Consider the following 22,584-nt stretch of genomic DNA (forward strand, 5'->3'; position numbering starts at 1 on the left):
AATGCCGTCTGAACCGGTTTGGGTTTGTCTTCCGGTTTCAGACGGCATTTCCCGTAAAAAAGGCTTGGAACACGGTTCCAAGCCTTTTGCGTTATAGGGTTATTTCTGGTTTTTGCGGATGATTTCCTCCAGCTGGGGCATGGGGCTGTAACCGCTTTGAGTGTGTCCGTTGGGGAAAACGACGGTCGGCGTGCCGTTGAATCCGAACTGTTCGCCCAAGGAAGTAGTTTCCGCAACTGGATTTTCACAGTCGCCGCTACCGCTCGGGAACTGACCCTTACGCATCCAGTTTGTCCATGCCTTGACAGGGTCGGGTTGGCACCAAAGGATTTGTGCTTTGCGTTCCGCATCCGGGTGGAGGCTGGCAATCGGCATCATGAAGTTGTAAATCGTGATGTCGGTCATTTTTTCGAATTCGTGTTCCAGACGTTTGCAGAACGGGCAGTCCGGATCCGAGAAGACGGCAACCTGCAGCTTGCCGCTGCCGCGAACCTCTTTAATCGCTTTATCTAAAGGCAGGGAAGCGAAATCAATTTTGTTCAAATCGGCCGCGCGCATATCGGTCAGGCTCTTGCGGGAATTAATGTCGATAAGGTCGCCGACAATCATATAGTTGCCCTGAGCGTCGGTGTAGATGATTTGTTTGCCGCTGATAACGACTTCGTAAAGCCCTTGAATCGGTGTTTCACCAACACTCAAGACTTTCAGGTCTTGGGCTTCATAGGCTTTTTCAAGGCGTGCTTTGAGGTTTTCGGCAACATTGCCCTGTGCCGGTTTTTGCGCGGTTGCAGGCGTTTGGGCAGCATTGGAAACTGGGGTTTGACCGCACGCCATCAGCGGCAGTAATGTCAACGCGGCGAGCGTTTTAACGAAAGTCTTTTGCATAGGTACAGATAAAGTGAGTGAAATTGGGCTATTCTATCAAAGCATGATATGAAACACATCCTGCCTTGTCTCAAATTATGGTCTGAAAATACCGTACGGCTGTTAAAATACGCAAATCTTGTTGGATGTTTCTGCCATGGTTTACCACCGCATCGCTGTAAACGTGCCGCTTTCAGACGGCCTTTTGACTTATTCCCATTCTGAGCCGCTGCCGCTGGGTGCTCGGGTGCTTGTGCCTTTCCGCAACAAGACCGTGGTCGGGATTGTGTGGGAAACGGATATTGCGCCCGATATGGATGTGGCGCGGATTTTGAGTATTCAGACGACCTTTTCGGACGAGCCGCCGCTGCCCGAAAGCTGGCGTGATTTGCTCTCGTTTACGTCGCGTTATTACCACTATCCGACGGGGCAGGCAGTGTTTGCTGCACTGCCGCAGGGTTTGAAGGAAACGCGCGCGGTGGAAATACCGCAGCCGCCGTTGTTTTACGCGCTGAACGAAGCGGGCAGGGCGCAAACGCCGCCGCCGGCGCGGTTCAATAAAAAAGCGGTTTTGTGGGACGCGCTGCTGTCGGACGGGATGACGATGGCGGCGTTGAAGCAGGTGAACGCGCAGGCGGCGAAATTAATTGAGGATTGGGCGGAACAGGGTTGGATTGAAACGACGGAAGCGGCGAAACCCGTTTTAAGGCCGTCTGAATTTCAGCTCAACGCCAACCAGCAACAAGCTTCCGATGAAATTCAGACGACCTTCGGCAGATTTCAGCCGTTTCTGCTGTACGGCATCACCGGCAGCGGCAAGACCGAGGTGTATTTCGATGCGATGGCGAAAGTGTTGGCGCAGGGGCGGCAGGTGTTGTTTCTGTTGCCCGAAATCAACCTCACGCCGCAGCTTTTGAAGCGGGTGGAAAACCGTTTTGCCGACGTGCCGACCGCCGTGTTGCACAGCCAGATGGCGGCAGGCAGGCGCACGCAGGATTATCTGCGCGCGATGTTGGGACAGGCGAAATTGGTCATCGGCACGCGGCTGGCGGTGTTCACACCTTTGCCTGATGTCGGGCTGATTGTGGTCGATGAGGAACACGACGGCTCGTTTAAGCAGGACAACGAATTGCGCTACCATGCCCGCGATTTGGCGGTGTGGCGGGCGAAGCAGAGCGGCTGCCCCGTTGTGTTGGGCAGCGCTACACCCAGCTTGGAGAGTTGGCACAAGGCGCAAAGCGGCGCGTACCGCCTGCTGCAACTGACCGAACGCGCCCATGCCGCCGCGCAACTGCCGCAAGTGGACATTCTCAACGTAGGTCGTCTGAAACTCGACAACGGCTTCTCGCCGCAAGCCATGCAGCTTTTGAAACAGAATTTTGAAGCAGGCGGCATGTCGCTGGTGTACCTCAACCGGCGCGGCTTTGCACCTGCGCTGTTTTGCGGTGACTGCGGTCATACCTTCGGCTGCCCGAACTGCTCCGCCAAAATGGTGCTGCACCAACGCGCCCGCCAATTGCGCTGCCACCACTGCGATCACCGCGAACCCATCCCGTACAAATGCCCCGATTGCGGCAACCAAGACCTGACCGCCGTCGGGCACGGCACACAACGCGTCGAAGAAACCCTGCGCGCCTTCCTGCCCAAGGCCGCCGTCGTCCGCGTCGACAGGGACAGCACCGCGCACAAAAACGACTGGGCGGATTTGTACCGCCGTATCGCGGACAACGAAATCGACATTCTGGTCGGCACGCAGATGCTCGCCAAAGGCCATGATTTCGCGCGGCTCAACCTCGTTATCGTGTTGAACGCCGACGGCAGCCTGTACAGCGCAGATTTTCGCGCGCCGGAAAGGCTGTTTGCCGAGCTGATGCAGGTATCCGGCAGGGCGGGGCGCGCCGACAAACCCGGCAAGGTGTTGATACAGACCCAGCTGCCCGAACATCCCGTCTTCGCCGCCGTCAAAGCGCAGGACTACGCCGTGTTTGCCGAAAACGAATTGAACGAGCGGCAAATGTTCGCCATGCCGCCCTTCGGTTTTCAGACCGCCGTCCGCGCCGACGTGCCGCGCGTTGCCGATGCGATGGAGTTTCTCAACGCCGCCAAAGAAACCCTCGCCCCGCTTTTGCCTGAAAGCGTCTCCCAGTTCGGCGCTGCCCCCATGCTGATGGTGCGCCTCGCCGAACGCGAACGCGCGCAAATCTTCCTCGAATCGACATCCCGACAGGATTTGCACCGCGCCGTGAGTTTGTGGGTGCAGGTATTGCAGCAAAACAGGGACGGCAAAATCCGATGGTCGGTGGATGTCGATCCGCAGGAGGCTTGATTATTGGCAATCCTATGCCGTCTGAAAACCGTTTCAGACGGCATTTTTATTCCGGATCATCCGTAAACGCATTTTCCCGAAATATCGGTACAAACGTGAAAAGATACAGTACGAACACGGCGGCGGTCAGAATCGCGGGGACGGTGATGAAGAATATCGGGTTCACGTTCATCAAAACAGCGCGCGAGACGGCGGCGGCGAAGAGGATGGGAACGGCGATGCGGCAGAGTTTGGGGTAGTCGAGCTTGGTAAAGCCGCTGTGCCACAGTCCGGCGGTCAGCCACACCATCATCACGCCGCCCATCATGCCGCCGAGGGTAATCAGGTGCAGGGGGGCGGAGGCGGGCAGGTTTTGCAATTTCGCCGCGCCTGTCCACAGATAGCCTGCGGCGGCAAAGAGCTGGAGCAGGTAATAAGTGCGGACGTAGTGTTTGCGCAGGAGTTCGTGATGGTGAAGCTCACGCAGCTTGGCAAGGAGGATGAAGCCGACGGCGAGCGCGGTAAAACCGGCGGTTTGCGCGGGCAGCCAAAGTTCGGCGGCGGCGTGCAGGAGTAGGAAGGTGATGGCGATGTTTTTATAGACGACGTTGGGGATGAATACGGGGTCTTTCAGACGGCATTCTTTGAGGGCTTCCGCGCCTAGAAGGACGCTGACGCGCACGGATACGAACATGACCGCCGCCATGTTCAAATGCACTTGCGCGCGCAACAGGTTCAAATCGCCACTGACGGCATAGGCCGTCTGAAAAACGGTGAACGCGGCAAGCAGTATCAGCAGGGCGAAATTGTCGGTATTGCGGTCGAGCCAAATCAGCCAGGCGCAGAACAGCAACAACACCAGCCAATAGGCAGCAACGAAAAACGAGGCAGTTTGCGGCGAAAAGGGCAGTATAGCGGATGCGGCGAGCAACAATGCCGCCATCAAAGTAGCAACAGGTTTCAGACGGCCTTGATAGCCCGTCCATTCAAGCATGGCGGCAGTCAGGAAGCCACCGTATGCCGCAGGCAGCATGAGTTCCAAGAAGATTTGGCGGTGCAGGACGATAGAGCCGGGGCTGATGAAAAACACCAACGAGCCGAGTATGGCAAGCACCGCCGCGCTGACGAAAAACGGCCGCATGGGGTGGGTGAAAAATTTATTCATGGCTTGGCTTGATTCTGCATGAAGATGCTTTCGGATATGGATTTATTGGGTGGACAGGGCCGTATCTTTTGCTAAAGAGGCAAGCCTGCGGCATGCTTGCCCTCTCCCTAGCCCTCTCCCACGGGGAGAGGGGATTAAGCTGCCAAACCCGAATATTTTCAGGTTTGCCTACCATCTGATTTTCAATCCTACGTTCTCTAATTTTCAGCAACCTGATTCCCTCTCCCCGTGGGAGAGGGTTAGGGAGAGGGCAACGAACCGCAAGGTTTGTCAGATACTCAAATGCCCGTATCATTCATATTATTGATATTATTGTTCGAATTGTATTATTTTCAATAATAATAAATAACCCTAAACCAATATAAATAACAGCCATTATCCAACGACTAAACTTCTCTACAATTTCACCAACACCTGAAATATTAGCCAATCTTTGTGCTGTATATACTAAAACAAAAATCAATATTAAAAATACAAGAAGAGTAACTAATAAGTCGACAAGATCTAAAGTCACAAAGTAAGGAACAAAAAGTCCAATATTATCTGCACCACAACTAGCAACTGTAACCAAAGCAACAATACCGACTAATTTTGACAACCCTTTTTCATCCAATTCTTTTTTAGCTCTTTTTTCGCCCTCACAATCGTCGTAAATAGCAACTTTAATACCTAAGTAAATCGGTATTAAACCTAATAAACCCAACACCCATTTTTCCGGAACATAATGCAAAACAAAAGCTAGAAATAAACTAACTAATATTAAAATTACAGAACCTAAATATTGTCCGATATAAATATCTCGATATTCTTTTCTAGTATTTGCTCTAGCAAAAAATATTAATAGTATTACCAACAAATCTACTGCTGTAGCAATATATAAAACAGCAGCAGTAATCACAGTCGAAAACATAAAGCACCTCATAATGAATCCCCTGCCCCCTTGGCACCACGGCTTTTTCAAAAACCGAATCGCGTTCGGATAACAGATTCGTATCTTTCGCTAAAGAGGCAAGCCTGCGGCTTGCTTACCCTCTCCCTAGCCATCTCCCACGGGGAGAGGGAATTGGGCTGTCGAGCCTGAACATTTTCAGGTTTACCTGACATCTGATTCCCAATTCTACGGCTCTCTGATTTTGAGAAACCTGATCCCCTTTCCCCGTGGGAGAGGGTTAGGGAGAGGGCAACGAACCGCAAGGTTTGTCAGAAATTTAAATTCCTATCACTCATAATAATGAATCCCCTGAAACTCTCTTGCCACCACGGCTTCTTCAAAAGCCGAATCGCGTTCGGACAGCGGCGTAGGCAGGGTAATCACGTTTTGCACGTTCATGCCCTTAGTGGAAAGCAGCATGATTTCATGGCTCAGGCGTGCGGCTTCGAAGCGGTCGTGCGTTACCAGCATACACGCCATGCCCTGCCGCTCGATTTTTTCCACCAGCATGGCGACCAAAATATCGCGCAAATCGCGGTCCAAACCGACGAACGGCTCGTCCAGCAAGGCAAGGTCGCAGCCGCACAGCAGCAGGCGCAAAAATGCTACCCGTTTCGCCATGCCGCCGGACAATTCGGTCGGATATTTGTTCAAATCGCCCGCAGTCAGCCCGACTTTCGCCGCCAGCGCGATGATTTTGCCTTCATCGGGTTTGTCCATAAAAATAGCGATATTCTGCATCGCGGTCAAGTTTCCCGGCAGGCGGTTTTCCTGAAACAGAAAACCCGTTTTGCGGAAAGTATTGCGTATCGTGCCCGATTTTGGCGTTTCCAAGCCCGCAATCAGCCGCAAAACCGTCGTCTTGCCGCAGCCGCTCGGCCCGAACAAAGCTTTTACTTCGCCGTGTTGCAGGTTCAAACTGAAATCGCGCACGATGGGGTCGCGGAGAATTTCAAAACGCACGTTTTCAAGACAGAGCATCATCTTCTCCACGGCATAAACAAAATTTCCAAAGGCTTAGTAATCAGGTATTCAAACAGCGACACAAACACGATAACCAACACCACATAAGCCATCACCGTCGAAGTCTCCAGCATCGCCCTCGCATCCGCAATCCGCGCGCCCACGCCTTCGCTCGCGCCCAAGAGTTCCGCCATAATCACCACCTTCACCCCCATCGCCACCGCCACGCCGATGCTGGAAATCACATAGCCCGTCAGATGCGGGATATACAGATAACGGATTTTTTTCAGACGGCCTAATTTATAAGCGTCAAACAACTCTTCATGCTGCTTGTTCACGCTCGCCATCCCGACCGCCGCACTCGCAAACGTCAGCGGCGCAACCAACACAATGATGGTAAACAACACGCTCGGATTGCCAAAACCGAACCAAAACAACGCCATCACCACCCAAATAATCGGCGGCATCGCCAACAAAACCGTAATCACAGGCTTAAGCAACGCCATCGCCGTCTTAAAACTGCCCGCCACCAGCCCCGCTGCCAGTCCTGCCGCCAGCGCAACCGAAATGCCCACCACCGACCGCCACAGCGAAATCCCAATTTCGTTTTCCTGAAAATGTTTCAATAAATCAAACGACTTTTGAAACACCTCCGCCGGCGCAGGTAGCATAAACTCACCGAACACGGCGCTGCCCCACGCCCACAACGCCACCACCACCATCGCCACGCCCAGACCGGCAAAGCCGCTCCAAAGGTAGTCGATGATGTAAAACACCGCAGGCTGCGGTTTGCGTATTTTGTCGGTTTTAATCATGGTTTGGGTGTTGGTTGATGGGGATGGTGGGTCGTCTGAAAAATGGTAATTGGTTTAGACGAAACGCCACAATACAACGAAACGGTTTGATTTCCCAAATAGTGTTTTTCAGACGACCTTGGTTTGGGATTTTGGGATTTTGTTGGGTTACGACTGCGACTAAGCCAACCTACGTTGGCTCGCAATTATTAGCAGGGGTATATACGAATTCATCAGGTTCATCTTCGTTACCCCTCTTCCCCCTTGAATCTTTATAAATTTTTGTTTGTTTAAAAGTATCTTGGATAAACCCGTTCTTCCCTAAAATCTTAAATACTGTTTGTTTATCTGGATTATCATCTTTTACAAGTGCAAAAATCTTTAAATCTTCCTTGTACTCGTTTTGAAGGAATTGTCTTAGTATTTCTGTAAAGTGTACGTTTGTATCATCTGTCAATGTACCAAATATAATTTCATATCCATCTCCATAATACCAAACTTCCAATATGATAAAAGCTACTAAAACTTCATTTAAATAGCATTCATATATCTTGCTTTTTTCATCAAAAACGATAGGTTGATTATCATTTATATATTTGAGATTATAAGCCTTCTCATTTTTAAGAATAAATTCTGTAATTTTGTTGCTGGCAATACATCCAATATTTTTAAATTCAAAAGTCATCTTAAATATTCCTAATAATTATAGTAGATTGATTCATAACTCAACCTTCTAGATTTTGTATACCGTTCTGAATATTATTTGATAGACCGTCTGAAAAGAGTAGCACGTGTAGGTTAGGTCTTTCAGATAATTCAACAATTCTGTTTGGTTTAACAACCCAATATACAGATACCTGTCGTCATTCCCGCCTGCGTGGGAATGCCGGCCTTTTTGTGTACTGTTCTAACTATTATCTGATAGGTCGTCTGAAAAGGGTATATTGGATTCCCCAATACTAATTCTCCCTTTTCACACGACCTCTTTCACTTTAAGCCAAGAAGAACCCGTTATCAGGCAGCTTGCCGCCCAAAAGTTTCGAATTGAACTGCATCAGGATTTCGTAAAACTTCAAAATCTCGTTCTTCACTTCGCTGCCTTTGGTTACCGTCAGCCGCGCGCCGTCCAAGCCCATGACTAGGGCGGGTTCGGGGGCGGGGAGGTAGTTTTTGCCGATTTTCGCCGCGCTTTGGCGGTTGGCGAGTATCCAGTTGAGCGCGTTTTTCAAATCCTGATGGAAGAGGTCAAACTGCGCTTTGTGTGCGTGGAAATATTCTTCGTTGGCGATGATGCCCGCCATCGGAATCAGCGGTTTGGTGTCAAACGCCTGCCCCCATGCTTTCACCAAATCAAAGCCGCGCACGACGTTTACGCCCATGGTTTTGCCTTTCAGTAGGCTGGCAGTTGCCATCGGTTCAGGCAGGATGGCGGCGTGGTAGTCCTTGCTTAAAAACAGTCCGACTGCTTCGGGCGGCGTGGCGGTGTAAGTGATGCCGACTTTGTGCGCATCGATTTTCAGTTTTTTCAACAAGGCTTGCAGCACGATGTCGGGCATATCGTTTTTAAACGGCACGAGGATTTTTTTGCCGACCAAATCCTGCGGCGAGGCAATCGCGCTGCCTTTGCACATCAGCTGCGTGATGCCGTTGGTCAAAATATTGACCATGCCGACTTTCTGCCCTTGGTTGCGCAGGTTTACGCCGACATTGCTCGGACTCATCATTACTTTAAATTGTCCGCTTGCTACACCTGCGCGCAGTTGGTCGGGCGAACGCCAGATTTTCAGCGATACATCCGCCTGCTTCGCCAGCTTGCCTTGCAACGCCGCTACGGCAATGGTTACGCTGGGCATTGCCGGTGCGCCGTACACGGTAAATTGTTCTTTACCAGCTGCCAACAATGAAGGCGAAACGCCTGCGGCTGCCAGCGCGGCGGTCATTTTTAAGAAATCACGTCTTTTCATGTCCATTTTTTATCTCCTAATTCTTAATAAGCCAGTGCAGGCATTCTTTCAGACGGCCTGATTTTAAAAAGCCGCATGCAAACTCAACCAATACGTCCTGCCCGGTGCATACACCACGCTGGGCGATAGGGCGAGGACGTGGTCGCCGCTGATATGTTCGGCGTATTTTTTGTTGAACACGTTGTTCACGCCCAAGCGCAAGCCGTATTTGTCTTTGATGTTCATGCCGGCATACACGTCGGCAACGGTAAAGCCTTTGGCGGCTTCGCGTTTGTCTATGCCCAGACCGCTTGCCATATCAAAATCGCCGCGCGTTTGTTTGGCGACAAAGCGTGTTGCGGCGCCGATGTTGTAGCTGCCGTGGGTAAAGTAGTTTTTGTAGTCGGCTTGGACGGCGGCTTCAAACGGACGGATTTGATAGAGCGGTCTGCCGTCGGTTTCGTTGTGTCCGTAGTTGTAGGTGGCTTTGATGCCTGCCGCCCAATGCGGATTGAAGTTGTAACGCGCATAGGCCTGTGCGGTAAACAATCGTGCGTCCACATTGCGTGTGATGATGCCGCCACCTTTGGAAGCCGTGCCACTTTGTCCGTGGGCGCGGTCAAAAATAATCAGGTCTTTGACTTTGTCTGCCACAAGCGTGCCGCCCACGTTCCAGCCAGCTCCTGCGAGCGAGTTCATATAGCCGTTGTAGTAGTCGTTGCGGCTGTCGGCGGTGAGCTTGATGCGGTTGTGTTTTTCGGTTTTCAGCAGGGGATTGCCTGCGATGGTAGCGGTTGGGTTTGGGTTCATCAGCGCACCGTTCATGCGGTTTTGCATGATGGCGGCAAGCGAGTTGAAGCGTTCGGTGTTGTCACCGATGCGTTCCAAATGCGCGAGGGAAACGCTGTATTTTTGCGTTTCAGACGGCGTGAAATCGTATTTGAGTTCGCCCGACAAAGCATGACGGCGCACTTTGCCGTTGAAGTCGTAGCCGTAATGGGTTTTCCAGATTTGTTGTGATGAGGCGAAGGGGAAACCGGGTTTTATTGGGTTTTCAGGCTGTGCCGTATTTTTGCGAATGTCCGCTTCGTTGAGTTCGTAGCTTAAGCCCAAGCCCAGTTTGTGTCGGTCGTCAAACTTGTAAGATAAGGTATCGGCAATGCGCCAGCGGTCGATGTGCACATCGGCGAAACGGTAGCCGTTGAGGAAGTCGCGCATGGGAGTGTGGGCGTTGCGCTCGCCGTTTTGGCTGTCGTTGCGGTAGCTGGCTGTGGCCGTGTTGTGGAACTTGCCGAAATCTGCGTCGTGTTTGAGCGAGAAATCATACACTTTACGGTCAAGTTCTACGAACACTTTCTGCTGCGTATTGTTTTGACGCAGGGAGTAATTGTCGGCGCGGCGTTTGAGTTTGATGATGCCTGCTTCCGCGCTAACCGTATTGTTTAAATCGGCATTGCCCCAACGCGCGTTGAGTTTGGAGATGTGGCGTTCGGTGTCCAATGCGTCGTTGACGAACTGCGGCTGGCGGTCGTTGTTGATGTCGTCGTGCAGATAAGTGAGGCGGTATTCTTGATTTTCAGACGGCACGAAACCGAGTACCAAAGCCTGATTGAAGCGGCTGTATTCCCAATCGGTGTCGCGCCCACCACCATCTTTGTAGCCGTTTGCCTTGGTGTGATTGAGGTTGGCTACGCCGTATACCTTCGCCCCGCGTGCTTGCGCGGTAACGGAATTATAAAAACTTTTGCCGTAGAAGCCGCTGTTTGCTTTCAGCGGACGGAAGGCTTGGTCTATGTTTTCGGTAACAAAGTAATGATTGCTGCGGTCGGTGCGGTCGAATTGGTTTTCGGGGAAATAGCCTTGCGCTGCGGTTGGTGCAATCGGTTTGGGAGGGGAGAAGGTTTTGACGGATTGTATTTCTTCAGTATTTGCCAGTTGTTCTGCCCAAGATGGAGTAACGGAAAAAACGGTCATCAAAGCCCATGTGAGAGTATTTAGTTTCATTTTTTAGCTCATGATAATAATTATTATTTATTATCCTATTAAAAAAAATTTAAGTAAATAAGAAAATAATATGAAAAATTTCCAGAGAACCGATACAACAGTTGGAACTTGGGTTTGGGAATATTACGGTAGATGAACTTGGAACCTCTGTCATGCTATGGTCTTTTGTCGCAATTGAAAAAAAACGCGAACCGAATGGTTCGCGTTTTTTCAGACGGCATCAATTATTTTTTGTCGTCTTTTACTTCTTCAAAGTCGGCATCTACGACATCATCGTCTTTCTTTGCAGAAGCATTGGCTTGTGCGCTTTCACCTGCTTGGGCTTCAGCTTGCGCTTGAGCGTAAACCATTTCACCCAGTTTTTGGCTGGCTGCACCCAAAGCTTCGGCTTTGGCATCGATAGCTGCTTTGTCGTCGCCTTTCACGGCTTCTTCGGCTTCTTTCAGCGCGGCTTCGATTTTTTCTTTCTCGGCTGCGTCGAGTTTGTCGCCGTAGTCGGCCAAAGATTTTTTCACGGAGTGAATCAGGGCTTCGGCTTGGTTGCGGGAAGCGACCAATTCAGTCAGTTTTTTATCTTCCTCGGCATTGGCTTCGGCATCTTTCACCATGCGTTCGATTTCTTCTTCGCTCAAACCTGAAGAACCTTGGATGGTGATGTTGGCTGCTTTGCCAGTGCCTTTGTCTTTGGCGGAAACGTGCAGGATACCGTTGGCGTCAATATCAAAGGTAACTTCGATTTGCGGCATGCCACGCGGTGCGGGTGCGATATCGCCCAAGTTGAACTGACCCAAAGATTTGTTGGCGGAGGCGCGTTCGCGTTCGCCTTGCAGCACATGGATGGTTACTGCGCTTTGGTTGTCTTCGGCGGTAGAGAACACTTGCGACGCTTTGGTCGGGATGGTGGTGTTCTTCTGAATCAGCTTGGTCATCACGCCGCCCATGGTTTCGATACCCAAGGACAGAGGGGTTACGTCCAGCAGCAATACGTCGCTGCGGCCGCCGCTCAATACTTCGCCTTGGATCGCTGCGCCTACGGCAACGGCTTCGTCAGGGTTTACGTCTTTGCGCGGTTCTTTGCCGAAGAAGTCTTTAACGGCCTCTTGTACTTTCGGCATACGGGACTGACCTCCGACCAAAATTACGTCGTCGATGTCGCTGGTGCTCAAGCCGGCATCTTTCAATGCGGTGCGGCAAGGCTCGATAGAGCGGGCAATCAGGTCTTCAACCAGACTCTCGAATTTGGCACGGGTAATTTTCATGGCCAAGTGTTTCGGGCCGGTTGCGTCCATGGTGATGTACGGCAGGTTGATTTCGGTTTGCTGGCCGCTGGACAATTCGATTTTGGCTTTTTCGGCAGCTTCTTTCAGGCGTTGCAATGCCATCACGTCTTGTTTCAAATCAATACCTTGTTCTTTTTTGAACTCGGCGATGATGTGGTCGATGAGGCGTTGGTCGAAGTCTTCGCCGCCCAAGAAAGTGTCGCCGTTGGTTGCCAATACTTCGAATTGTTTGTCGCCGTCGAGGTTGGCGATTTCGATGATGGAAATATCGAAGGTACCGCCGCCCAAGTCATATACGGCTACTTTGCGGTCTTTGTTGTCGCCTTTGTCCATACCGAATGCCAAAGCGGCTGCGGTTGGTTCGTTGATGATGCGTTTTACGTCCAAACCGGCGATACGACCCGCGTCTTTGGTGGCTTGGCGTTGGCTGTCGTTGAAGTAGGCCGGAACGGTAATCACGGCTTCAGTTACTTTTTCACCCAAGTAAGCTTCGGCGGCTTCTTTCATTTTACGCAAAACTTCTGCGGAAATTTGAGGAGGAGACAGCTCTTTGCCTTGCGCTTTTACCCATGCGTCGCCGTTGTTGGCTTTAACGATCTCGAAAGGCATGGATTCGATGTCGCGTTGGACTTCTTTGTCTTCAAATTTGTGGCCAATCAAACGTTTGGCGGCGTAGATGGTGTTTTTGGCGTTGGTTACCGCTTGGCGTTTTGCCGGTGCGCCGACGAGGATTTCGCCACCGTCCAAATAAGCGATAACGGAAGGAGTGGTGCGTGCACCTTCTGCGTTTTCGATAACTTTGGTTTGACCGTTTTCAGAGATGGCCAAACAAGAGTTGGTTGTACCTAAGTCGATACCGATTACTTTTGCCATATGGATACTCCTAATTTGATTTTGCTTATTTTAAGAAATATGTTGGAACGTTGTGTCCCGATGCGCATTAAATAGGGCGGGAGTGGGACGGTTTCAAGTTCTTATACAGGTGCAAACATATAAATATATGAAAATATTGGATTTATATTTAAATCTAATATTCAGATTATTAATAAACTTATTCATAGATAATACCGGCGAGCATTTCTTGCTCATTTAAGTTTCCGTATTCCTTTTCCCAGTCATGCGAGGATTCGATGATGTCGCATTCCTTGGATAATGAAATTTGTTCTGAATCCATATTTTTTGCGTTCAGTATGCTGAGTTGTTCGCATAGTGAGGAGGACAAAGTGATTTCCGGCTGTTTGGCTTCCGAATGGCTTTCTGAAAAAGCAAAGCAGGATAAGATAAATGCTGTTGTATAGAGGAAATATTTACCGGATTTTTTCATATTTATGTCCTTTCACCTGTTAAATTGGTGGTTAATTGATGAAAAATCTTAATATTTGGTATTCGTATAAGATAAATCATAGTTTAAATTTAGTTTATCATATTTATTTTATTTTTTGTATAACTAAGGTAAAATATATTTTATGTTTACTTTGCATGATGGAATTTAGGGAAAGGGAAAGATATTTATGGAAACCTTTAAAGATAGATTGATTTTTCTATGGAAAAATGAAGCGAAGCAGGCGAAAATTGCATCTGATATTGAGATGACGATTGCGGGTTTTAGTAGGATATGGAATGAAGGTGGTTTGCCTAAGTCTGAAACATTAAAGAAAATCAAACAATTGAAGGGTTGTAGCATTGATTGGTTATTGACCGGTGAGGGAGAGCCATTTCCCGGGGGGAATCAGGTAAAGTCTGTTGCCTATGATACTTTTGGCAATGAGGTTGATACAGACGAATTTGTTTTCGTGCCAAGATATGATATCCGTGCGGCTGCAGGGTATGGACAATTTGTCGGCCATGAAGAACCTGTATTTACGATGGCTTTCAGACGGCATTGGATTGAAAATTATGTTACCCGTGATACGAAAAACCTATCTGTGATTTCTGTTAAGGGGGATTCTATGGAGGGGGTTTTAAATGATGGAGATACCATCCTGGTCAACCATGGGGAAAATACGCCAAAGGATGGCTTGTACGTGTTGCGGATTAATGAAAACTTGCTGGTCAAACGTCTGCAAATTGTTCCCGGCGGGATAATCAACGTCATTTCTGCCAACGAAGCTTATCCTGCTTTTGAAATTAATTTGAATAATCTGACCGATGATGTGGAAATTATCGGGCGTGTGGAGTGGTTCGGCAGGATGATTTGAGCCGGGACTTGAAATTGCAGGGGATTAAACTTATTTATGAAGCGATTTCTTTTTAAGGAAAAGTCCTTGCTTGCCTTTGCAAGGGGTTTGAGAGAGAATGCAAAAATATTATATTAAGGAATAACACCATGTCGGACGAAAGCCCTATTATCTTTACTGACAGTTGCTGTACAAAAGTTGCGGATTTGATTGCCGAAGAAAATAACCCTGATTTGAAATTGCGGGTTTTTGTCAACGGCGGCGGCTGCTCTGGTTTCCAGTATGGATTTACTTTTGATGAAATTAAAAACGATGATGACTTTGAAATTGAGAAAAACGGTTTGGTCTTTTTGGTCGATCCGATGAGTTATCAATATCTGGTCGGTGCGGAGATAGACTATACGGAAAGTTTGCAAGGCTCGCAGTTTGTTATCCGTAATCCGAATGCGGAAACCACTTGTGGTTGCGGATCGTCGTTTTCTGTATAACCGACCGGTCGGTGCTATGCCGTCTGATTGTTCAGACGGCATTTTTATTTTTGGGAAAATATATTACCGAGATAAATTCGCATATAATTCGATTTTTAAAGAATAATCTGATTTTTGTAAGGAATTGGCGGAACAGTATTGAATATATTGGTTCCATTATGATTGAGATGAGTAAAAATTACCAAAACGATTTGTATGATATATATGTTTCTTATCCGCCCGGAGTCGATCAGGAGAGGATTCAAGCCTGTCTTCGGGAAAATTTGGATGAGGGGCTGGCAGAGAAAATCATTGATTCGCTCGCTTCTAAACCACAGGTGTTGGTCGAGGAAAAATGTACATGGGAAAAGCGGGGTGAGCTGCATGATTATTTCAGCTATTTGGGTTTGGATATTGTTACCCGAAGATATATGGAGTTGGAAACAATCGAGCAGTCGGAAACGGAAGATGAGGTGGTGGAACTGCCGTTTGAGGATTTTGAGACAGATGTAAAAGAAAAGGATAAAACCGTATCGCCAAAATCCGAGCCTCTGCCTCAGAATACCAGGTTGCTGTTTTTGGCATTGTTGATTGCTTTTTTGGGCTATCTTATTGGTAAGGTTTTTTGATTGTTCGATAAGCGACGTGTTTGGGGCTTTTGTATGAAATGGTTGAAACGCCTGACGGTTATTGTCGGGACTCTTTATTACTACCGATTGGCAGGATTATGTGCCGGACTGGTCCGGCGCGGCTGGATATACGGTTTGCTGAAAATGATGCCGCAATCTTCCAGATTTAAAAATGAACCTCCGCCCGTCCGACTTCGCCTTGCGTTGGAAAGCTTGGGGCCGATTTTCATCAAGTTCGGACAGGTCCTCTCTACGCGCCCCGATTTGATTCCGCATGATTATGCGGTCGAACTGGCAAGGCTGCAAGACAAAGTGCCGCCGTTCGACGCGCAACTTTCACGCTCGCAAATCGAAAAATCTCTGGGACAATCCATCGATGTTTTATACGCGGAATTTGAAACCGAGCCTGTCGCCAGTGCGTCCATCGCCCAGGTACACAAAGCCCGCCTGCATTCGGGCGAACAGGTCGCAGTGAAAGTCTTACGCCCCAACCTGTTGCCCGTTATCGAACAGGATTTGTCGCTGATGCGCTTTGGCGCAGGCTGGGTAGAGCGTTTGTTTTCAGACGGCAAGCGTTTGAAGCCGCGCGAAGTGGTGGCTGAATTCGACAAATACCTGCACGACGAATTGGACTTGATGCGCGAAGCTGCCAATGCTAGCCAGCTCGGTCGCAATTTCCAAAACAGCGATATGCTGATTGTGCCTAAGGTGTTTTACGACTACTGCACCAGCGACGTGCTGACCATCGAATGGATGGACGGTACGCCGGTATCCGACATCGCCAAACTCAAAGCAGACGGCATCGATTTGCACAAACTTGCCGATTACGGCGTGGAAATCTTCTTCACGCAAGTTTTCCGCGACGGCTTTTTCCATGCGGATATGCACCCCGGCAATATTTTGGTTGCTGCCGACAACCGCTACATCGCCCTTGATTTCGGCATTGTTGGTACGCTGACCGATTACGACAAACGCTACCTCGCCATCAACTTCCTCGCCTTCTTCAACCGCGATTACCACCGCGTTGCCACCGCCCACATCGAATCGGGCTGGGTGCCCGCCGACACGCGCGCGGAAGAATTGGAAGCCGCAGTTCGCGCCGTGTGCGAACCTGTGTTCAACAAACCGATTTCGCAGATTTCCTTCGGCTTGGTGCTGATGCGTCTGTTTGAAGTCAGCCGCCGCTTCAACGTCGAAATCCAGCCGCAGCTGGTATTGCTGCAAAAAACGCTGCTCAACATCGAAGGCTTGGGTCGGCAGCTTGATCCCGATTTGGACTTATGGAAAACCGCCAAACCGTTTTTGGTAAAATGGATGAACGAACAGGTCGGTCCCAAAGCCCTTTGGCGCAACCTTAAAAACGAAGCCCCCGACTGGGCGCAAATCATCCCTTCATTGCCGCGCAAAATCAGTGCGTTGATTGATGAAAACCGCCAGCAGGAAATGCGTGATGCTTATATTCATTTAGTCAAAGTGCAGCAACGGCAAAGCATGTGGCTGGGGGCAATAGCGTTTGTTTTACTGCTAATCTTGCTTTTGAAATAAGAAATGCCGTCTGAAATAAATTTCAGACGGCATTTTTACGGGTGTTCAGATGATAAAGTCGATTTCGGTAAACTGGATATTTTGATCCATATCGGCCGACGGTGTTTTGGGTGCGCGTGCCACGGGTTTGGCGGGTACGCCGACAACAGTGATGGAAGACGGTACGTCTGAAACCACAACGCTGCCCGCCCCGATTTTGGCATTGTCTCCGATACGGATATTGCCCAATATCGAGGCGTTTGCCCCAATCATGACGCCATTGCCGATTTTAGGGTGGCGGTCGCCGCCCTCTTTGCCTGAACCGCCTAAGGTTACGCCGTGTAGAATCGAAATGTTGTTGCCTAAAACGGCAGTCTCGCCGGCAACAAAGCCGGTGGCGTGGTCAAGCATCAGTCCGTGTCCGAAATGTGCGGCGGGATGGATGTCGACCCCGAATACTTCAGACATCCGGTTTTGCAGGAAATAGGCCAGCGTTTTACGTCCGTTTAAGTATAGCCAGTGGTTGATGCGGTGTGCCTGAATGGCGTGGAAACCTTTGAAATATAGCAGCGGAAGCGTGTATTCGTCGCATGCCGGGTCACGCTCGTAAATGGCCTTCAAGTCTGCCTCGACGCATTTGCTGATTTGCTCATCGCTGCCCAATGCCTGCTGGTAAATTTCAAACAGGGCGCGCACGTCCATAATCGGGCTGCCGAGTTTGCTGGAAAGGTGGTAGGAAAGGACGGAGTCTAGAGATTCGTGCCGTAAAACAGTTTGATGCAGGAAGCTGGCCAGCATGGGCTCGGCTGCGGCTGCCGCTTCGGTTTCCTCCCGTATGGTCTGCCACAAGTTGAAACCGGCTGTGTTTAAATGGTCTTTTTTCATGAGTGATGACGTTGGAAAATCGATATGGTCGGCAGTATCTTACCGTCTATATTATTTTTTCGGTAGGGGATTTGAAAATGAATTTGAAATTCTCTGCTTTTGCTTGAAGTTTCTTGGCAACGTCCTTATCTTATGTCAGGTATAACCAGATTTTGATTTTCAATTTGTTTTAAGGGATACGATATGAGCGAACAGACGCAGCAGCAAAATAGTGAAGAGGCGGTTGAAAATGTGGAAACAGTTGAAACCGTAGAGGCTGCCGAAACAGCAGAAAACGGTGCAGGGGAGCAGGAGCCGGTCTCTGCCGAGCCGACTTATGAGGATTTGCAGGCTCGTATTGCCGAGCTGGAAGCGCAGTTGAAAGACGAACAGCTGCGTGCTTTGGCAAACGAGCAAAACCTACGCCGACGCCATCAGCAGGAAATTGCCGATACGCATAAGTTCGCCGGACAGAAGTTTGCAGTAGAAATGTTGCCGGTCAAGGATTATCTGGAAATGGCACTTTTGGATCAAAGCGGCAATTTTGATGCATTGAAAATGGGCGTGCAGATGACTTTGAACGAGTTGCAGAAAGCATTTGATGCCACACAAATCAAGGAAATCAATCCTAAAGCGGGCGATAAGCTTGATCCCAATATTCATCAGGCAATGCAGGCGGTGGCCAGCGAGCAGGAACCCAATACCGTGGTTGGTGTGATGAAGAAGGGCTATACCCTGTCCGACCGTGTGTTGCGTCCTGCAATGGTTACGGTGGCACAGAAGGAAGCCTGAAGGCGCCTGGGGAATAATCTGATTTATTTCCTGAAGCGCGTTTTGCGTATGGGCCGCCTTCAATAAAACAGCAATGCCGTCTGAAACCGTAAATCGGGTTTCAGACGGCATTTTGTTTCAGTGTCAACGGTCAATCCTGATGCTATCTGTCTGTTTTTCTTCATCCAGCTTTTTTTGCAGGGTGTCGCAAGGTGTGTCGCAGTCACACATTTTTTTCATACCTAAAGCGGTAATGCCGCCGCAGCTTCCCTTAATGGTGCGTTTGGAGAAGATATAGCCGACTGCCATGCCGATGATGACCAGCAGGAAGATGCCGAAAGTGAGGAGCAGGGTTTTCATGGTGTTTCCTAATCGGTTTGTATGTTTAGCGGAGCAGTTTTTCAAATTCGGAAGACATGGCGGTGCGGTAGCCGTCCTTATCCCTGACAATCAGGAAAACGGCGAGTTTTTCTTGTTCTGCCAGCTTTAAGGCTTCGGTTTCGCCTAAAACAAATAATCCTGTGGACAAGCCGTCCGCCGTCATCGCGCTGTCTGCGACAACACTGATGGAGGCGAGGTTGTGGCTGATGGGTCGTTTGTTGTTGGGATTGATGATGTGGGAGAGGCGTTTGCCGCTTTTATCGACATGGAAAATACGGTAATCGCCGGAAGTGGCAAGCGAACGGTTGTTCAGCGGGACGATGATTTGTGTATTGCCGCCTTGGATGATATTGGGTTGCTCGATGCCGATGCGCCACGGTTCGCCGTGCGCGTTTTTGCCTTTGCCGTGCAACTCGCCGCCGATTTCGACCAGATAATTTTGAATGCCGTATTTTTCCAGTTCGCCCGCAACTTTATCAACGCCGAAGCCTTTGGCAATCGAAGATAAATCCAAATAGGCTTTGGGGTGGGTTTTGCTCAAGGAGGCGGAATCTTTGTCTTGTTGCAAAATAATTTTGTCTATGCCCGTATAAGATGCCGCCTGTTTGATTTGTTCCGGTGTCGGTTCCCGGGTAACGGATTTGTCGGGACCGAATCCCCAAAGGTTGACTAAAGGGCCGACGGTTACGTCCAGTGCTCCGTGCGTCAGGCGGTTCAGGCGGATGGCTTCGGCGGTAACGTGTGCGAAGTCGCTTGAAATGCGGAGGGGTTTGCCGGCTGTGTGTTGGTTGAACCGGCTGATTTCGGAATCAGGCTGATAGGTGGACATTTGCCGATTGACTTCTTTAAGCGCGTCATCAATGCGTTTTTGTATTTCGGCAGGGGAGGGGAGTTTATCGTGGCCGTCTGAAAGATATTTGACGGTATAGGTCGTGCCCATGGTCTCGCCTTGCAGGGTAACGGTTTGCGCGGTTTGTTCCGAACAGGCGTTCAGGAAGATAAAACTCAGGGCAAATATCAAGGCGCGGATAAAGTTCGGCAGGCGTGTTTCAGACGGCATAGTGTTTGATGGTTTTGGCAAATGGCTTGAATTATATCGCAAAACGGCCGGTATGTTTCTATGCCGATGCCGTCTGAAGGGTGTTCGGGCGGCATCGCCCGTCGTTTAGGTGGCGGTAATATAGTGGATTAAATTTAAATCAGGACAAGGCGACGAAGCCGCAGACAGTACAAATAGTACGGCAAGGCGAGGCAACGCCGTACTGGTTTAAATTTAATCCACTATAAAAAACAAACCGGTGTTTTACCAACCGGTTTGTCAGGGTTTAATGGTCAGCGCGTCCTGCGTTGCCATTTGTTGTAGTAGTATTCGTAATCTTCATCACGACCGCCCGATTCAATCCAATCATCGTATTCGGGGCTGTTTTCAAAGCTGTCAGACATTATCAGTACCTCGCGAAATGGGTTTATCGATACTTTTTAGTTATGGAATCAACCATAACTAAAAAGAAGTATACTTCTTTGTTTTTTCGTCAAAATATTTAACCGCACATCCGCCGCAGGATACAAAGATAGGAAAACAACGGATATTTATATGGGTATGGACAGATGCCGTCTGAAGGGTGTTCATACGGCATTAGCATAGAAAAAGGAAGAAACCGAAGTTTCTTCCTTTTGTATTTGAAGCCGAATACTCAACCGCCGAAGTCATCCAAGAGGATGTTTTCGTCTTCCACGCCCAAGTCTTTGAGCATTTTGATGACGGACTGGTTCATAATCGGCGGGCCGCACATATAGAATTCGCAGTCTTCCGGTGCTTCATGGTTTTTCAGGTGGTTTTCGTAAACTACGTTGTGAATGAAGCCTGTGTAACCGTCCCAGTTGTCTTCAGGCAATGGGTCGGACAGGGCGACGTGCCATGTGAAGTTTGGGAATTCTGCTGCGAGTTGGTCGAAGTCTTCAACATAGAACATTTCGCGTTTGGAGCGTGCACCGTACCAGAAGGTGATTTTGCGTTTGGAGTTCAAACGTTTCAGCTGGTCGAAAATGTGGGAACGCATCGGAGCCATACCCGCACCACCGCCGATAAATACCATTTCGGCATCGGTGTCTTTGGCAAAGAATTCGCCGAACGGACCGGAAATCGTTACTTTATCACCGGGTTTCAGCGACCAGATGTAAGAAGACATTTGTCCCGGAGGCGCATCGGGTACGCGCGGAGGCGGCGTGGCGATACGCACGTTCAGCATGATGATGCCTTTTTCTTCAGGGTATGAAGCCATGGAGTAGGCACGCAAAATCGGCTCGTCCACTTTGGAAACGTATTGCCACAGATTGTATTTGTCCCAGTCTTCGTGGTATTCTTTAGGAATGTCGAAGTCTTTGTAGGCGACAGTGTGAGGAGGGGCTTCGATTTGAATGTAGCCGCCGGCACGGAAGGGAACTTCTTCGCCTTCGGGAATGGCAAGCTTGAGTTCTTTAATGAACGTGGCTTTGTTGTCGTTGGAGATGACAGTGCATTCCCATTTTTTCACACCGAACACTTCTTCAGGGACTTCGATGTCCATGTCGGTTTTGACGTTGACCTGACAAGACAGACGGCAGCCTTCGCGCGCTTCGCGTTTGCTGATGTGGGACAACTCGGTTGGCAGAATGTCGCCGCCGCCGCTTTTCACGACAACGCGGCATTGTCCGCACGAACCGCCGCCACCGCAGGCGGAGGGAACGAAGATGCCTTGGCTGGCAAGCGCGCCCAACAGTTTGCCGCCGGCAGGCATTGTCAGCTCTTTTTCATCATTGACTTTGATGGTGATGTCGCCTTCGCTCACCAACTTGGATTTGGCAAACAGAATCATCAGTGCCAAAGCTAAAACGATGACGGTGAACATCACGATACCTAAAATAATCTCCATGCCGATTCCTTTCTTATAACTGGATGCCAGAGAACGACATAAACGCCATCGCCATCAGGCCGGCGGCGATAAAGGTAATGCCCAAGCCTTTGAGGCCTTTAGGGACATCCGAATATTTCATTTTTTCGGTAATGCCCGCCAAAGCGACAATCGCCAACATCCAGCCCAAACCCGCGCCGAAGCCGTACACGACGGATTCACCGAAGTTGTATTCGCGTTGCGCCATAAACGAAACGGCACCGAAAATTGCGCAGTTTACGGTAATCAGAGGCAGGTAGATACCCAATGCGTTGTAGAGGGCAGGGACGAATTTGTCCAAAAACATTTCCAAAATCTGCACCAAAGCGGCAATTACGCCGATGAAGGTAATGAATTTCAGGAAGGTCAGATCCACACCTTCAACCAGTGCGCCTTCTTTGAGCAGCGAGTAAACAAGTTGGTTGGCTGGGACGGACAGGCCGAGTACGAAAGTTACAGCCACGCCCAAACCGAATGCGGTGGATACTTTTTTAGATACCGCCAAAAATGTACACATCCCCAAGAAGAAGGAAAGTGCCATGTTTTCCAGAAAGACGGATTTTACAAAGAGGCTTAAGTAATGTTCCATATG

At 49.5% G+C, this 22,584-nt stretch carries 21 protein-coding genes; 6 read left to right on the plus strand and 15 right to left on the minus strand.

Annotated features, from left to right (window positions below):
- Nucleotides 1-99 precede the first annotated feature (99 nt).
- A complete protein-coding gene (locus DQM57_RS01060; protein ID WP_107859370.1) occupies nt 100-885 on the minus strand; it encodes a DsbC family protein in 786 nt (261 codons plus the stop codon).
- A gap of 136 nt (nt 886-1,021) precedes the next feature.
- Between DQM57_RS01060 and DQM57_RS01065 the strand changes: the two genes are divergently transcribed.
- The gene (locus DQM57_RS01065; protein ID WP_111726368.1) at nt 1,022-3,190 is read left to right on the plus strand and encodes a primosomal protein N'; all 2,169 of its coding nucleotides are present in this window, start codon (nt 1,022-1,024) and stop codon (nt 3,188-3,190) included.
- Between the two features lie 46 nt (nt 3,191-3,236).
- On the opposite strand, the gene DQM57_RS01070 is transcribed toward DQM57_RS01065, so the two are convergent.
- The 9 genes from DQM57_RS01070 to DQM57_RS01110 form a co-directional block, all read right to left on the minus strand.
- Nucleotides 3,237-4,334: an NnrS family protein gene (locus tag DQM57_RS01070; RefSeq protein ID WP_111726370.1), complete on the minus strand. Its 1,098-nt coding sequence runs from the start codon at nt 4,332-4,334 to the stop codon at nt 3,237-3,239.
- Between the two features lie 295 nt (nt 4,335-4,629).
- Nucleotides 4,630-5,244, minus strand: coding sequence for a CadD family cadmium resistance transporter (locus DQM57_RS01075; protein ID WP_049335602.1), 615 nt, complete (start codon nt 5,242-5,244; stop codon nt 4,630-4,632).
- A gap of 309 nt (nt 5,245-5,553) precedes the next feature.
- A complete protein-coding gene (locus DQM57_RS01080) occupies nt 5,554-6,246 on the minus strand; it encodes an ATP-binding cassette domain-containing protein (RefSeq protein ID WP_197711726.1) in 693 nt (230 codons plus the stop codon).
- Nucleotides 6,246-7,043 (minus strand): ABC transporter permease, encoded by a 798-nt coding sequence (locus tag DQM57_RS01085; protein ID WP_111726374.1) that lies wholly within the window; start codon nt 7,041-7,043, stop codon nt 6,246-6,248. Before DQM57_RS01085 ends, DQM57_RS01080 begins: the two co-directional genes overlap by 1 nt.
- 169 nt (nt 7,044-7,212) lie before the next feature.
- Nucleotides 7,213-7,707, minus strand: a complete 495-nt coding sequence (locus tag DQM57_RS01090) for a hypothetical protein (protein ID WP_111726376.1) — start codon at nt 7,705-7,707, stop codon at nt 7,213-7,215.
- Between the two features lie 307 nt (nt 7,708-8,014).
- Nucleotides 8,015-8,992: an ABC transporter substrate-binding protein gene (locus DQM57_RS01095; RefSeq protein ID WP_111726378.1), complete on the minus strand. Its 978-nt coding sequence runs from the start codon at nt 8,990-8,992 to the stop codon at nt 8,015-8,017.
- 57 nt (nt 8,993-9,049) lie between these two features.
- A complete protein-coding gene (locus tag DQM57_RS01100) occupies nt 9,050-10,969 on the minus strand; it encodes a TonB-dependent receptor (protein ID WP_111726380.1) in 1,920 nt (639 codons plus the stop codon).
- 224 nt (nt 10,970-11,193) lie between these two features.
- Nucleotides 11,194-13,122 carry a molecular chaperone DnaK gene (gene dnaK / locus DQM57_RS01105; protein ID WP_111726382.1) on the minus strand — a complete coding sequence of 643 codons (1,929 nt, stop codon included), beginning with the start codon at nt 13,120-13,122 and terminating at the stop codon, nt 11,194-11,196.
- A 178-nt stretch (nt 13,123-13,300) separates the two neighbouring features.
- Nucleotides 13,301-13,573, minus strand: a complete 273-nt coding sequence (locus DQM57_RS01110) for a hypothetical protein (RefSeq protein ID WP_107859359.1) — start codon at nt 13,571-13,573, stop codon at nt 13,301-13,303.
- A gap of 187 nt (nt 13,574-13,760) precedes the next feature.
- Here DQM57_RS01110 and DQM57_RS01115 point away from each other — a divergent pair, with 187 nt between their 5' ends.
- The 4 genes from DQM57_RS01115 to ubiB all read left to right on the plus strand — a co-directional run bounded on the left by DQM57_RS01115 (nt 13,761) and on the right by ubiB (nt 17,067).
- Complete coding sequence (locus DQM57_RS01115) at nt 13,761-14,447, plus strand: S24 family peptidase (protein ID WP_003675845.1); 687 nt, start codon at nt 13,761-13,763, stop codon at nt 14,445-14,447.
- Nucleotides 14,448-14,575: 128 nt separating this feature from the next.
- Nucleotides 14,576-14,914, plus strand: coding sequence for an iron-sulfur cluster insertion protein ErpA (gene erpA / locus DQM57_RS01120; protein WP_002233615.1), 339 nt, complete (start codon nt 14,576-14,578; stop codon nt 14,912-14,914).
- 158 nt (nt 14,915-15,072) lie between these two features.
- The gene (locus DQM57_RS01130) at nt 15,073-15,522 is read left to right on the plus strand and encodes a peptidase (RefSeq protein WP_107959888.1); all 450 of its coding nucleotides are present in this window, start codon (nt 15,073-15,075) and stop codon (nt 15,520-15,522) included.
- Nucleotides 15,523-15,555: 33 nt separating this feature from the next.
- Entirely contained in the window at nt 15,556-17,067 is a 1,512-nt protein-coding gene (gene ubiB, locus DQM57_RS01135; RefSeq protein WP_107959890.1) for a ubiquinone biosynthesis regulatory protein kinase UbiB, read from the plus strand.
- Nucleotides 17,068-17,112: 45 nt separating this feature from the next.
- Here the strand turns inward: ubiB and cysE are convergent, their stop codons facing one another.
- A complete protein-coding gene (gene cysE / locus DQM57_RS01140) occupies nt 17,113-17,931 on the minus strand; it encodes a serine O-acetyltransferase (protein ID WP_107959892.1) in 819 nt (272 codons plus the stop codon).
- Between the two features lie 183 nt (nt 17,932-18,114).
- On the opposite strand from cysE, the gene grpE reads away from it, so the two are divergent.
- Complete coding sequence (gene grpE / locus DQM57_RS01145) at nt 18,115-18,702, plus strand: nucleotide exchange factor GrpE (RefSeq protein WP_107959894.1); 588 nt, start codon at nt 18,115-18,117, stop codon at nt 18,700-18,702.
- A gap of 123 nt (nt 18,703-18,825) precedes the next feature.
- Here the strand turns inward: grpE and nqrM are convergent, their stop codons facing one another.
- The 4 genes from nqrM to nqrE all read right to left on the minus strand — a co-directional run bounded on the left by nqrM (nt 18,826) and on the right by nqrE (nt 22,581).
- Nucleotides 18,826-19,041, minus strand: a complete 216-nt coding sequence (gene nqrM, locus DQM57_RS01150; protein WP_003675832.1) for a (Na+)-NQR maturation NqrM — start codon at nt 19,039-19,041, stop codon at nt 18,826-18,828.
- A gap of 25 nt (nt 19,042-19,066) precedes the next feature.
- Nucleotides 19,067-20,122, minus strand: a complete 1,056-nt coding sequence (locus tag DQM57_RS01155; protein WP_111726384.1) for an FAD:protein FMN transferase — start codon at nt 20,120-20,122, stop codon at nt 19,067-19,069.
- Nucleotides 20,123-20,756: 634 nt separating this feature from the next.
- Nucleotides 20,757-21,974 (minus strand): NADH:ubiquinone reductase (Na(+)-transporting) subunit F, encoded by a 1,218-nt coding sequence (nqrF, locus tag DQM57_RS01160; RefSeq protein WP_003741084.1) that lies wholly within the window; start codon nt 21,972-21,974, stop codon nt 20,757-20,759.
- A gap of 13 nt (nt 21,975-21,987) precedes the next feature.
- Nucleotides 21,988-22,581, minus strand: coding sequence for an NADH:ubiquinone reductase (Na(+)-transporting) subunit E (gene nqrE, locus DQM57_RS01165; RefSeq protein WP_003675823.1), 594 nt, complete (start codon nt 22,579-22,581; stop codon nt 21,988-21,990).
- Nucleotides 22,582-22,584: the final 3 nt, after the last annotated feature.

It is taken from the genome of Neisseria cinerea, assembly GCF_900475315.1.
Taxonomy (GTDB): Bacteria; Pseudomonadota; Gammaproteobacteria; order Burkholderiales; family Neisseriaceae; genus Neisseria; species Neisseria cinerea.